Annotated in this window: 11 protein-coding genes and 1 pseudogene; 3 read left to right on the top strand and 9 right to left on the bottom strand. The window is 60.4% G+C overall.

Annotated features, from left to right (window positions below; all coding sequences use genetic code 11):
- Nucleotides 1-96 precede the first annotated feature (96 nt).
- Nucleotides 97-216, bottom strand: a pseudogene (locus FHW37_RS34105) (flagellin); the annotation flags it as partial.
- A 314-nt stretch (nucleotides 217-530) separates the two neighbouring features.
- Here FHW37_RS34105 and FHW37_RS15665 point away from each other — a divergent pair.
- Nucleotides 531-1,526 (top strand): KpsF/GutQ family sugar-phosphate isomerase, encoded by a 996-nt coding sequence (locus tag FHW37_RS15665; protein WP_145637973.1) that lies wholly within the window; start codon nucleotides 531-533, stop codon nucleotides 1,524-1,526.
- A 147-nt stretch (nucleotides 1,527-1,673) separates the two neighbouring features.
- On the opposite strand, the gene FHW37_RS15660 is transcribed toward FHW37_RS15665, so the two are convergent.
- Both FHW37_RS15660 and FHW37_RS15655 read right to left on the bottom strand, forming a co-directional pair.
- A complete protein-coding gene (locus tag FHW37_RS15660) occupies nucleotides 1,674-2,132 on the bottom strand; it encodes an NfeD family protein (RefSeq protein WP_145637972.1) in 459 nt (152 codons plus the stop codon).
- Nucleotides 2,129-3,169, bottom strand: a complete 1,041-nt coding sequence (locus FHW37_RS15655; RefSeq protein ID WP_145637971.1) for an SPFH domain-containing protein — start codon at nucleotides 3,167-3,169, stop codon at nucleotides 2,129-2,131. The genes FHW37_RS15660 and FHW37_RS15655 overlap by 4 nt, the downstream gene beginning before the upstream one ends.
- 160 nt (nucleotides 3,170-3,329) lie before the next feature.
- Here FHW37_RS15655 and queC point away from each other — a divergent pair, with 160 nt between their 5' ends.
- Together queC and FHW37_RS15645 are read left to right on the top strand one after the other, a co-directional pair.
- Nucleotides 3,330-4,040 (top strand): 7-cyano-7-deazaguanine synthase QueC, encoded by a 711-nt coding sequence (queC, locus tag FHW37_RS15650; RefSeq protein ID WP_145637969.1) that lies wholly within the window; start codon nucleotides 3,330-3,332, stop codon nucleotides 4,038-4,040.
- An 85-nt stretch (nucleotides 4,041-4,125) separates the two neighbouring features.
- Nucleotides 4,126-5,652, top strand: coding sequence for an FAD-dependent monooxygenase (locus FHW37_RS15645; RefSeq protein WP_145637968.1), 1,527 nt, complete (start codon nucleotides 4,126-4,128; stop codon nucleotides 5,650-5,652).
- Between the two features lie 15 nt (nucleotides 5,653-5,667).
- Here FHW37_RS15645 and FHW37_RS15640 read toward each other — a convergent pair whose 3' ends face one another.
- From FHW37_RS15640 to FHW37_RS15615, 6 genes are all read right to left on the bottom strand, one after another.
- Nucleotides 5,668-6,210, bottom strand: a complete 543-nt coding sequence (locus FHW37_RS15640; protein WP_145637967.1) for a hypothetical protein — start codon at nucleotides 6,208-6,210, stop codon at nucleotides 5,668-5,670.
- Nucleotides 6,211-6,239: 29 nt separating this feature from the next.
- The gene (gene hemH, locus FHW37_RS15635; protein ID WP_145637965.1) at nucleotides 6,240-7,271 is read right to left on the bottom strand and encodes a ferrochelatase; all 1,032 of its coding nucleotides are present in this window, start codon (nucleotides 7,269-7,271) and stop codon (nucleotides 6,240-6,242) included.
- A gap of 132 nt (nucleotides 7,272-7,403) precedes the next feature.
- Entirely contained in the window at nucleotides 7,404-9,371 is a 1,968-nt protein-coding gene (locus FHW37_RS15630) for a 5'-nucleotidase C-terminal domain-containing protein (RefSeq protein ID WP_145637964.1), read from the bottom strand.
- A 218-nt stretch (nucleotides 9,372-9,589) separates the two neighbouring features.
- Nucleotides 9,590-9,952, bottom strand: coding sequence for an outer membrane lipoprotein Omp10 (gene omp10 / locus FHW37_RS15625; RefSeq protein ID WP_145637963.1), 363 nt, complete (start codon nucleotides 9,950-9,952; stop codon nucleotides 9,590-9,592).
- 159 nt (nucleotides 9,953-10,111) lie between these two features.
- The gene (locus FHW37_RS15620; RefSeq protein WP_145637961.1) at nucleotides 10,112-11,563 is read right to left on the bottom strand and encodes a homospermidine synthase; all 1,452 of its coding nucleotides are present in this window, start codon (nucleotides 11,561-11,563) and stop codon (nucleotides 10,112-10,114) included.
- A gap of 165 nt (nucleotides 11,564-11,728) precedes the next feature.
- Complete coding sequence (locus tag FHW37_RS15615) at nucleotides 11,729-12,628, bottom strand: heme-dependent oxidative N-demethylase family protein (RefSeq protein ID WP_145637960.1); 900 nt, start codon at nucleotides 12,626-12,628, stop codon at nucleotides 11,729-11,731.
- Nucleotides 12,629-12,827 lie beyond the last annotated feature (199 nt).

Raw genomic sequence — 12,827 nt, 5'->3', positions numbered from 1 at the left:
GGCGGCATCATCTCGGAACGAGGGGGCGACTATTTCTCGGAATCAGGGGGCGACATCATTTCGGAATCAGGGGGCGGATTGCCTCGGAATTTGCAATGCGCCATTGACGCGCATCCCGGTCGATACTTGCTGCTGTGTTTCTTGAAGGCTGGTGCCAATCGAGCGCAGAACTTGGAGCGCAGAAATTGCTCCAATATTCGTGAGAATACTGGTCATAAACAGCTCATTTTGAAAGGAAATAGGGCTCGTCATGAGCGAATCTGAAGACCCCTAGATAACCGTTTTTCTGGTTAATGACTGGTTAATATTCTCGCGGAGATTGCCGAAACGCAGACGCTCAAAAAAATGACAAATGGTTATATTTCCTCACTTTTTTACTATCTCCTTGATCCTGCTGAGAGCAGGAAAGTGATGCGACGGTTTAAGGATTGGTGCCAGTCATCACCGTCGAAAATGCGGTTAGTGCATGCAATTTGGGATGGAAGGCAATCCTGATGGACTTGTTTCCGGAAAAGGTCTAAGCGTTCTCCATGATCAAGAGAGCTTTGCAGGTCGTTGAACACGACGTCGTTCATTCCGCTTTGCGGACGATAAGCTTTGGCAAGCAAGGGCTTGATGCCCTTGAAACTGCCCTTCAGAATGGTCTCGGCGAGACTTTTCGCGATGTCACCGAGATGATCGGCAATATTACCGGCCGCGTCGTCGTCACGGGCATCGGCAAGAGCGGGCATATTGGCCGCAAGATTGCCGCCAGCCTTGCTTCGACGGGCACGCCGTCCTTCTTCGTGCATCCTGTCGAAGCCAATCACGGCGATCTGGGGATGATTTCCCAGGATGACGTGGTGCTTGCGCTGTCCTGGAGCGGCGAGACTGCAGAATTGCAGGGCATCGTTTCCTTCACGCGGCGCTTTTCCATTCCGCTGATCGCGCTGACTGCAGGGCCGCTTTCGGCGCTCGCGCGTGAGGCAGATCTCGTGCTGCTGATGCCGCGCGAACAGGAAGCCTGTCCGCATGGTCTTGCGCCGACCACCTCGACGCTGATGCAGCTTGCGATGGGTGATGCGCTTGCCGTTGCCCTGCTTGAAGCACGTGGTTTTTCGGCAACCGATTTCCGTGTCTATCATCCGGGCGGCAAGCTGGGTGCAATGCTGTCGCATGTCAGCGACCTGATGCATGTGGGGGATCAGATCCCGCTCGTGCCGAAGGGCATGCTGATGCCCGGCGCGATCCATGAGTTGTCACGCAAGAAATTCGGATGCGTCGGCGTTGTCGATGAAGATGGCCGGCTTTGCGGCGTCGTCACCGATGGCGACCTTGCACGCCATCTCGATCTCGACCTGCGCACGACCGTGATCGACGACGTGATGACGGTAAACCCGAAAACGGTCGGCAAGGAAACGTTGGCGACGGCGGCCATGGCTCTGCTCAACAAGCACAGTATCGGTGCGCTGATCGTCGTCGATGAAGATCGCCGGCCGATCGGCATCGTGCATTTCCACGACCTTCTGCGCGTCGGCGTCGCCTGACATTACCGGGCGGTTAACCCTGACTTCCGTCATGCTCGGGCTTGCCCCGAGCATCTGTCCACATAGGAATGATTGATGTGGTTAGATCCTCTGGACAAACCAGAGGATGACGCTGCGCGAGAGGCTTACCTCTTCGCCGATGGCCGTTCAGGCCGCTTCCACTCTCAAATCACGGCCATGCGCTTCCGTCACGCGTACGCGGCTGCCGGCTGGCAGGTCCGGCCCCATGACCGGCCACCATGTATCGTCCATGCGGATACGCCCGCGACCTTCTGCGATCGGCTCGGCCAGAATTGCCGTGCGTCCGACAAGGCTTTCGCCGCGGCGGTTCAGCATAGGCTCGTCGCTCGAATGGTTGCGGCCGGCATAAAAACGGCGGCCGATGATGGCGAGCGCGATGGACAGCACGCCGAACAGCAGAAGTTGCACCTGCCATGTCCAAAGAGCCGCATCCCAGAGCGCCAGCGACAGCGCGCCGACGATCAGTGCCGCAAGCCCGATCCAGACGAGAAAAACGCCCGGCGCTGCAAGCTCGGCGGCCAGCAGTACCAGCCCGACGATCCACCAGGTCCATGGGCCGAGATTGGCCGCAAGGCTCTCGATCATGAGCGCGGCTCCCGCGGCGGATCAAAGGGATTGATCGCGGGTGTCGTGCTCGTCGTCGGGCGTTGTGCTGCCGGGCGGGTGGGTGCCGGTGGGCGCGGCTGGACAACCGGCGTCGAGCCGTCACCAAAAACGTCCTTGGCGATGGCGCCGATGCCGCCGAGCGAGCCGATGATCGAGGATGCCTCGAGCGGCATCAGAACGATTTTGGAATTCGGCGCCTTGCCGATCTCGATCAGCGCTTCCGTGTATTTCTGAGCAACGAAATAGTTGATCGCCTGCACGTCGCCGCTGGCGATGGCTTGCGAAACGAACTGGGTCGCCTTGGCCTCGGCTTCGGCCAGACGCTCGCGTGCCTCGGCCTCGCGGAAGGCAGCTTCGCGGCGGCCTTCGGCCTCGAGAACGGCGGCCTGCTTGGAGCCTTCGGCGCGCAGGATTTGGGCATTTCGCGAACCTTCGGCCTCGAGGATCTGGGCGCGTTTCTCGCGCTCGGCCTTCATCTGCCGGCCCATCGACTGGACGAGGTCGGCCGGCGGCTGGATATCCTTGATCTCGACGCGAGTGACCTTGATGCCCCAGGGCCCGACCGCCTCGTCGACAACGCGCAGCAGCCGGTCGTTGATGACTTCGCGGTTGGAAAGCAGTTCGTCGAGATCCATCGAGCCCATGACCGAGCGGATATTGGTCATGGTCAGGTTCTGGATGGCGTTTTCGAGATTGGAGATCTGGTAGGCGGCCTGGGCGGGATTGAGGACCTGATAGAAGGAGACGGCGTCTGCCGAGACGCTGGCATTGTCCTTGGTGATCACTTCCTGGGTCGGGATGTTGAGCACCTGTTCCATCACGCTCATGCGCGAACCGATGCGCTCGATGAAAGGTGTGATCAGGTTGAGGCCGGGATCGAGTGTGCGTGTGTAGCGGCCAAAACGCTCGACCGTGTAGCGATACCCCTGCGGCACCGTCTTTATGCCGGCAAACAGGATCAGGATGATCAGTATGACGGCCGCAATCACGACGATGTCAAATCCACCCAGAATCATGAAACCCTCCCAATGAAATGCAAATTTTCTAATCAGATGATCCTATTGGAGGCTTTGAGCGATCACAAGCTTAGGCCATTCACAAGCGCGTCGGCAGGGGGTAAATGGGGCAAACTGAATGCCGGTCGCAGCCTACCCGGTCAAAACAAGGACAGAAATCATGAAAACCATCGTCGTCTGCTCGGGCGGACTGGATTCCGTTTCACTTGCCCAGCGCATCGCTTCACAGGGCAATCTTTTCGGCCTGATCTCCTTCGATTATGGCCAGCGCCACCGCAAGGAACTCGATTTTGCCGCCGCCTGCGCCAAACGGCTCGGCGTGTTTCATCAGATCATCGACATGACGGCGGTCGGCGCGCAGCTGACCGGTTCGGCGCTGACGGATGATGTCGAGGTGCCGGACGGGCATTATGCGGAAGAGACGATGCGCGTCACCGTTGTGCCGAACCGCAATGCGATCATGCTGACGATCGCCTTTGGGGTGGCTGCGGCGCGGCAGGCGGATGCGGTGGCGATCGCCGTGCATGGCGGCGACCATTTCATCTATCCGGATTGCCGGCCGGGTTTCATCGATGCGTTTCAGGTGATGCAGAACCATGCGCTCGACGGTTATGCCAAGGTCGAACTCTTGGCGCCCTATGTGAACGGATCGAAGGCCGATATCGTCACGGATGGCGCGAAGCACGACACGCCGTTTGCCGAAACCTGGTCCTGCTATAAGGGGGGCGCAAGACATTGTGGCCGTTGCGGCACCTGTGTCGAGCGGCGCGAGGCCTTTCATCTGGCTGGTGTCGCGGATCCGACGGATTACGAGGACCCGGATTTCTGGAAGGCCGCTACGGCAGGTTTCTCGGCGGAAGAAGTGCGCTGAGATCGACCGATAATCGTCCGTTTCTCCCTTTGACTTGCGGTTTCCGGCGCTAGATTCTGTCTCTGAGGATCAGGGAGGAAATGCGATGCGTCATGACGTACTCATCGTCGGTGCCGGGCCGACCGGAATGGTGCTGGCTCTGTGGCTGGCGAAGATGGGCGTTTCGGTCCGGATCATTTCCAAGGCATCCGGGCCGGGAACGGCCTCGAGGGCGCTGGCCGTGCATGCGCGGACGCTGGAGTTTTATGCGCAGGCCGGTCTTGCGGAAGCCGTGGTCACCGAAGGGTTTCAGGTCGGCGGCGTCAATCTCTGGGTCGGCGGCGAGCGGCAGGCGCATGTTGCGCTGGACGAGACCGGCGCCCGATACACCCGTTATCCCTTCCTGCATATCTACCCGCAGGATAGGCATGAGGCTTTGCTGGCCGAGCGGCTGCAGGCGGCCGGTGTCACGATTGAGTGGAATACGACGCTTGTCGGTTTCGAGGAGACTGCCGATGGCGTCATCGCGCATCTGACGCTGCCGGATGGCCGCGAGGAAACGGCCGAGGCGGCATGGGTTGCCGGATGCGACGGCGCCAGTTCGACCGTGCGAAAAGTGCTCGGCATCGGCTTTCCTGGCGGCACCTATGAGCAGACGTTTTATGTCGCCGATGTCGAGGCCAAGGGGCCGCCGATGAATGGCGAACTCAATATCGATCTCGACAGTGCGGATTTTCTGGCGATCTTTCCGCTCGATGCGGGGGCGCGGGCAAGGCTGATCGGCACCGTCAGGGAGACCGATGCAGAGGCCGGCCAGATGACGTTCGAGGACGTCAATCGCAAGGCGGTGGAAAGCCTGAAGATCGAGGTGACGAAGGTCAACTGGTTCTCGCATTACCGGGTACATCACCGGGTGGTCGATCGTTTCCGGAAAGGCCGGGCCTTCCTGCTCGGCGATGCCGCCCATATCCATAGCCCGGCCGGCGGGCAGGGGATGAATACGGGGATTGGCGATGCGGTCAATCTGGCCTGGAAGCTGAAGGCGGTGGTGAAGGGCGAGGCGGATGCGCGGCTGCTCGACACCTATGAGGAAGAGCGCATCGCCTTTGCGCGAAAACTTGTCGGCACGACCGACGAGGTGTTTTCGCTGGCGACGTCAGACGGAAACCTTGCCCGCTTCGTCCGCACCCGCATCCTGCCGGTTGTGGCACCTTTTGCGGCCCGGATCGAGCTGTTGCGCGAATGGGTGTTTCGCACCGTCTCGCAGCTGGAGATCGATTATCGCGGCGATTTCCTGAGTGAGGGCGAGGCGGGTCGGGTGCGGGGCGGCGACCGGTTGCCCTGGCTCGATCTCGGCGAGGGGCGGTCGAACTATGACGGGTTTGGCGATTTTTCCTGGCATGTGCATGTCTATGGTTATGCCGGGCATTTGCTGGAAGACTGGTGCCGCGCAAACGGCGTTCCGCTCTGGATCTTTCCGTGGCAGACGGATTTCGAGGATGCCGGGCTGGCGCGGGATGCTGTCTATCTCGTGCGGCCTGACACCTATGTCGCAAGCGCCGCGCATGCCGCATCGACCGAAGCGCTAGATGACTATTTCCGCATCAAGGGATTGAAGCTGCCGCTCGTATAGAGGATTGCGCCAGGCTCAGCGGATCGTTTCGAAAACGGACTGGGCGAGCGTGTCGATCCGCTGCTTTTCCTGATCGTCCGGCTTGGATTTCGTCGTCGCCACGCGAAAACTCAGCCGGCCCTTGCCTTCCTTGTGGCCGGTATAGATCCAGTAATAGGCGACGCCGCTGTCGGGGCCGGTCATGGGCATGGCGACTTCGACGCCGCCGAATTTCTGCGTCGGGCCGCAAATGCTGCCGACCACGAGATTGGGATTTTTCGGGCTGCAGATATTGTCGACATAACCGGCATCGAGCTTGTAGTTCGGAATGCCCATGCACATGACAACAAATTCGGTGTCGGGCGCATTCCAGAAGGCGGAGACCTGTTTTTCCGGCTGGAAATCGGTGGTCTCGATGCCACTGGAATCAAGCTTGGCATTGCCGGGAATGTCGATGGTGAAGGGGCAGGCTTCGGCTGCGAATTTCTGCGGGCCTTTCGGCGGATCATCGGCCTGAGAGCAGCCGGCAGCGCCGAGTGCAAGAGACAATGCCAGCATGGACGCTACGGAAAGTCTCATTTCGATCTGCCCTTTCCCTGATGCCCGGCTCAAGCCCAGCCCTGAAGCTCCCGGCGCACGACCTTTTCCAGCACGTCCATGCCGCCGTCACTATCGTTGAGACAGGGGATATGGACGAACTTTTCGCCGCCATGGTGCATGAAGATCTCGCCCGCCTCGCCAGCAATCTCTTCCAGCGTCTCGAGACAATCCGAAACGAAGCCGGGGTTCATGATCGCCACCCGCGTGATGCCTTCGGAGGCGAGCTTTTCCATGGTCTTGTCGGTATAGGGCTGCAGCCATTCCTCCGGTCCGAAGCGCGACTGGAAGGTGATGCGGAACTGCTTGTCCGTGTAACCCAGTTCCTCGCGCAGCAGGCGGGCCGTCTTCTGGCAGTGACAGTAATAGGGGTCGCCGGCCTTGAAATAGGATTGCGGGATGCCGTGGAACGAGGTGATCAGCATCTGCGGCTCCCATTCGAGCGTCGACAGCGTCTGGCGCACCGAATTGGCAAGGGCAGTGATATAGGCCGGATCGTCGTGATAGTGCGGTATGGTGCGCACCGCTGGCTGCCAGCGCAGCTTCATCAGGTGCTCGAAGGCCTTGTCGTTGACGGTCGCGGTCGTCGAGGCGGCATATTGCGGGTAAAGCGGGAAAAGCACGATCTTCTCGCAGCCCTGCGCCTTCAGCGCGTCGATCTTTTCGGCGATCGACGGTTTGCCGTAACGCATGCCCCAGTCGACCACGACGTTTTCGAGGTTGGCCAGACGCTGCGCCATTTTCTCACCCTGGCTGCGGGTATAGGTGCGCAGATAACTTTCGTTCAGATCCTTGTTCCAGATTGCCTCATAAGCCTTGCCGACCTTTTGCGGACGCTTGTTCAGAACGATGCCATAGAGGATCGGGTACCAATAGAGCCGCGACCATTCGATGACGCGCTTGTCGGAGAGGAATTCGGCGAGATAACGCCGCATCGACTTGTAGTCGGTGCCGTCGGGCGTGCCGAGATTGACGAGAAGAACGCCGACCTTGCCGAAGGAGATTTTGGGATGCTCGGCAGGCATCGCGGCGGAATGGTTCATTCTCGTTCTCTTCTGTGGGAGCCCTGATCGGCTCGAAGGCTTTGCTGCGGCTTATTTAGAAACAAAGAGCGGCCCGGGAAAGGCCCGGGCCGCTCGATTGTCGAGACAAATCGTCCTATTTTGCTGCTGGCCTTACTTGGCTGGCAGTTCCAGCTCTTCGCCGACCTGAATGATGTTCGGGTGGCGCAGCGAATTGGCCTTGGAGATTTTCGTCCAGTCCTCGCCATTGCCAAAATGGCTTTCGGCGATCTTCCAGAGCGAGTCACCCTTGACGACCGTGTACTTGGTCGGGCCGGCCGGTTTTGCAGGCGCGGTTGCTGCTGCCGGTGCAGCAGGAGCCGGAGCGGCGGGCGCAGGTGCTGCCGGTGCCGGCGTGGTGGCCTGTGCCGTTGTCGCCGGAGCCGGGGTTGCGGCAGGGGCGGGCGTTGCTGCCGGGGCTGCAGGCGCTGCGGCCGGAGCCGGCTTTGCCGGCGGCGTATAGCTTGCCGGGGTCAGGTCGGTGATGCGACCGTCGAGGTAAGGTTTGTAGGGGCTGTGGGCGCCGATATAGTCGGCCACGGCATTTTCGAGGTTCGGGCCGAAGTCATAGGCGTTCTGGGCAGCGGTTGCGAAGATCTTGAAACCGTCGCCGCCGGTGCGGACGTAGTTGTTGGTGACGACGCCGTAGGTCTTGGCCGGGTCGAGCGGGACGAAGGCATCGCCTTCCTTGACCTGTACGTCGCTGACCTTGGCGCCGGCCGGCTTCGACTTGTCGAAGGAGAATTTCATGCCGGCGACCTGCGGGAAGCGGCCTGCGCCATCGTCGATCTGGCTGACGCCGTTTTCGAGCGCGGTGACGAGATCGGCACCCTTGATCTGGAAGGTTGCGATCGTGTTCTGGAACGGCAGAACCGTCAGGACTTCGCCCATCGTGACTTCGCCGGCATCAATCGAGGCGCGCAGACCGCCGCCATTCTGGATCGAGATGGTGATGCCCTGGTCCTTGACGCGGTCGAGCTGTGCATCGGCGAGCAGGTTGCCCATCGTGCATTCCTTGGCGCGGCAATTCTTGCGGTCGCCGTCGATGGCAGCTTCGGCGGAACCGACGACCTTCTTCTTCAGCTCCTCGATCGGTGCCTTCAGCTCGTTGATGCGCGCAACGGTCGGGGCGTCGGGCTGGAAGCTCTTGTCGACCGGGATCGGCTCGCCTTCGGCGCTCTTCACCACGCCGGCATCATCGAACACGACCTTCAGGTCGCCGAGATAACGCGAGTACTGGAAGGCCTGTACGACCGGAACCTTGTAGCCGCCCGGATTGTCGACCCAGGTCGGGTAGGGGCCTTCGGCGCCCTTGACCGTGTTCGACAGAAGCGTGTGGGTATGGCCGCCGACAACAACATCGACATCCGGGATCTTTGCAATGAAGGCGAGGTCGCGCGGGTAACCGACATGGGTGAGCGCGATGATCTTGTCGACGCCTTGCGCCTTCACAGCCTGGACGGCTTCGGTGATCTTGGCGACGTCGTCGGCAATCGTGATGTTCGGGCCGGGATTGGCGATCTCGGGCGTGTCATTGGTAACGGCGCCGACGATGCCGATCTTCTGGCCGCCGACTTCGAGGACGAGCGACGGCTTGATGCGGTTGCCGATCTTGGCGGCAGCCGAGGGCACGACATTGGCGGTGACGACCGGGAACTGGATCTTGTCGAGGAAGGTCGCGAGCACATCGTCCGAATCGTCGAATTCATGGTTGCCGACGGTCATGGCGTCGAACTTCATGGCGTTCAGCATCTCGGCTTCGACGGCGCCCTTGTAGGTCGTGTAGAAGAGCGAACCCTGGAAATTGTCGCCGGCGTTCAAGAGAAGAACGTTCTTGCCCTGCGACTTCAGGCCGTCACGGGTCTGGTTGATGGCGGTCAGCAGGCGGGCGGCACCACCGAAGCATTCGCCCTTGCCTTCTTCCTCGGCCGAGCAGGTGCTGTCGTATTTGTTGACGGACTCGATGCGGGAATGGAAGTCGTTGATGTGCAGGATATTGAGTTCGAAGTCGGCAAAGGCCGCGCTGCTCGAAAGGGCCATGACAGAGGCCGTCAGAAGCCCCAGTCCCAATGTCTTTTTCATCTTATCTCTCTCCTAGTTTTATCAAACGGCGTTCCCTGCCGCCCGCTGCGATCGTTCTTAAGGTCCCACCATGACAATCGTTGTGCAGTGCATGTTTCCATCAAGGCAAATCGGTTTCAAGGCAAATATGACAAGGCTGCGGCGCAATATTTTACAGCTAAAACGCGAAAACCCCGCTCTCGCGGGGGTTTGTCAGCTTGAATTCGGTGGCAGTCCGATCAGGTCCGGCGGGCCAGCGAAAACTGCGCGCCGCTGTCCTGAGTGCAGTTCAGCTGGTTCGGCGTGACGAGCGCGCAGTTGACGCGCGACTGGGTTTTGCGGACGAGCGAGGTCATGTTGATCTCGACCAGGGTCGGGGACATTGTCGTGTAGGTACCGGATGCGAGCAGGGCATTGCTGTCGCTTGCGCGGGTGTTGAACGTGCCGGCCGAGAAGGTCGAGACGATGCCGTTCGGGTCAACCCAGGTGCCTTCGACACCCTGCGGCTGCTGAACGACGGCCACCTGGCTCGGCGGCGGCGAGGAAACGCAGGCCGAAAGGCCGGCTACCGCGACGAGCGCAAGGCTCACTTTCAATTTCATCTTCTGTCTCCCGCGATTCGGTCCGGTTCTTGCTAGGCGAACCATGCCGTCCGCTAACTATGTAATGCAAGATGTGGCGCCGGAAAGACCGGATTTTTCAACGCACAAAAAAACCGCCTGTGATGAGACAGGCGGTTTCTTGAGATCATGCCGAGGCTGTTAGCGAACGAGAACGTTCTTGAACTGCCACGGATCCTTCTCGTCGATGTCTTCCGGGAACAGGCCCGGGCGGCCGGTGAGCGGGTTCCAGTCGGTGTAGTGACCTTCGACCGGGCCGAGGTAAGGCAGCTGCACTTCGAGGCAACGCTTGTAGTCGATCTCGTCGGCTTCGACGATGCCGGCCTTCGGGTTTTCGATGGCGTAGACCATGCCGGCGAGAACGGCCGAGGTGACCTGCAGGCCGGTTGCGTTCTGGTAAGGCGCGATGCGGCGGGTTTCTTCCAGCGACAGGCGCGAGCCGAACCAATAGGCGTTCTTCTCGTGGCCGTAGAGCAGCACGCCGAGTTCGTCGAGGCCTTCGACCAGTTCATGCTCGTCGAGGACGTGATGGACCGGCTGCGGATTGCCGCCATTGCCGAACATTTCGTGCAGCGACAGGACTGCATCGTTTGCCGGATGGTATGCGTAGTGGCAGGTCGGGCGGAAGGTCACTTCGCCGTCCTTGTCGCGCACCGTGAAATAGTCGGCGATCGAGATGGACTCGTTATGGGTAACGAGGAAGCCATACTGCGGACCCGGCGTCGGGCACCAGGTGCGGACGCGGGTGTTGGCGCCCGGCTGTTCCAGATAGATGGCGGCCTGGCAGCCCTTCTTGTGCTTCTTAGCGTTCTTCGGCATCCAGTTCTCATGGGTGCCCCAGCCGAGTTCGGCCGGCTGCATGCCTTCCGAGATGAAGCCTTCGACCGACCAGGTATTCCAGAAGACGTTGAGCGGCTTCGGGTTCTTGGTCAGCTGGGTATCGCGCTCGGCAATGTGGACGCCCTTGACGCCGAGCTTCTTCATCAGCTTGGCCCAGCCTTCGCGGTCATGCTGATCCGGCTCGTCGAACTTGACGCCGATATCGTTGGCGAGGTTGACCAGCGCCTGCTTGACGAACCAGGAGACCATGCCCGGGTTTGCGCCGCAGGTGGAAACGGCGGTCGTGCCGCCCGGGCTCTTGGCCTTTTCCTTGCGGACGGTTTCACGAAGCGCGTAGTTGGTGCGCTCGGAATTCTTCATGTTCTTGTCGAAGTAGAAGCCGAGCCAGGGCTCGACGACCGTGTCGATGTAAAGAACGTCGAGCTTGCGGCAGAGCTTCATCAGGTCGAGCGAGCCGGTATCGACCGACAGGTTGACGCAGAAGCCCTGGCCTTCGCCTTCGGTCAGGAGCGGCTTCAGGAGATCCTTGTAGTTCTCCTTGGTGACGTATTCCTTGATGTGGCGGACGCCGTGCTGCTTGAGGATCTCCATGTCGGAGGGCTCTTCGCGCGGGTCGATGACGACCAACCGGCTCTTGTCGAACTTGAAGTGGCGCTCGATCAGCGGCAGCGTGCCGCGACCGATCGAACCGAAGCCGATCATTACGATCGGGCCGGTGATTTCGCCATAAACCGGATAGTTGGTGTCTGCCATTATTCTCTCCTTGGTGTCGGCCGGTTGGCCGCCGCTGCGCCCTTATTCGGCACCGGGCATTCTTATGCGCACAAAATGACCGCTGTGCGTAATTCGCGGCGCTCTAGATCATAAAACTGCGTCACAATAAAGTACTTGCCGCAGCCTGTTGCCGGATAACGATATTTATCGCGCCGGCGCCGCTTCAAGGGGTGCTTTGCGCAATACATTCAGCAGTTCGGCGCGTTTTTCCGACAGACCCTTATAGGCGGTCTGCTCGATCGTCAGCGCTTCCAGCTGGTTCGCCATCGAGCTTGCGAGTTCCGTGGCATTCGGCTGGGCCAGGATGACGGAGAGCGGATCGAGATAGATGCGGATGGTGAACAGGATGTCGCCCGATCGCGGCAGCTTGCGCAGGGTCTGGCGTTCGACGCGGATCAGTGCCTTTTCCGCGGGCACACCACGCTTTTCCTCCGGCGACTTGGCATTCGGGTGATAGAGCGCATGGGACCAGTTGACCGACCAGTTCCAGCGCACGACGAAACGGTCGGGCGACAGATTGTCGAACATGCGGTTGATCAGCCCGGCATTGCGGCTGCCACCTTCGAAGCCGGGAACATGCGCATGCACCTCGTCCATCGGCAGGCCGAATTTTTCCGACAGGCGCCAGGATGAGGGAAAAGCGAGGAAGGCGGCGGCGATGCGCCAGCCGTTTTCGCCCCGGCGCATGATGACGAGATCGTCCTGCACAAGCAGGCCGGCGCGACAGAGTGGCGTCATGTTTTCGTCGGCGAGATCGATTTCTCTGCCGGCCATTTCCATCCGGTCGCCGTTTCGGCGCCAGATCCCGGCATGCTGGGTGGGCAGGTAGTCCGCCAGCGTTTCCAGAACTTCCTGCTGTGCGGCCAGCGTATCGTCCTCGGCGCGCAGGACAAGATCGCCATATCGGGCGAGGATGCGTTCTTTTTCGGCGAGCTGATCGCCGAGATCCGCATCCGGCTCGATCCAGCGATCGGGATCGAGTTGGGCGAGGCCGATCGTGAACGGCGTCGAGGAGCCGTCATAGGGCGTATAGGTCGGCTTCATCCACTCTCCCTTTTGCCTGCTTGCGGGAAAACCTGCGTCAAAAAACGATTGTCGCGGAGGTGGCCGCCGGTTGCAAGCAGCTCCATCTTGCGCGCACTCAACCCATGGGCCAATCCGGCCGACTGCTAGATCTGACATCTTGGAACGGCGCGCCAGCACCCTACAAATCGAGAATTGATGGTGGTCTCGGGGTCGCGCG

It is taken from the genome of Neorhizobium alkalisoli (assembly GCF_007829835.1).
Lineage (GTDB): Bacteria > Pseudomonadota > Alphaproteobacteria > Rhizobiales > Rhizobiaceae > Neorhizobium.
Note: the sequence above shows the minus strand (reverse complement) of the source record. Positions and strands in the feature narration are given on the sequence as shown.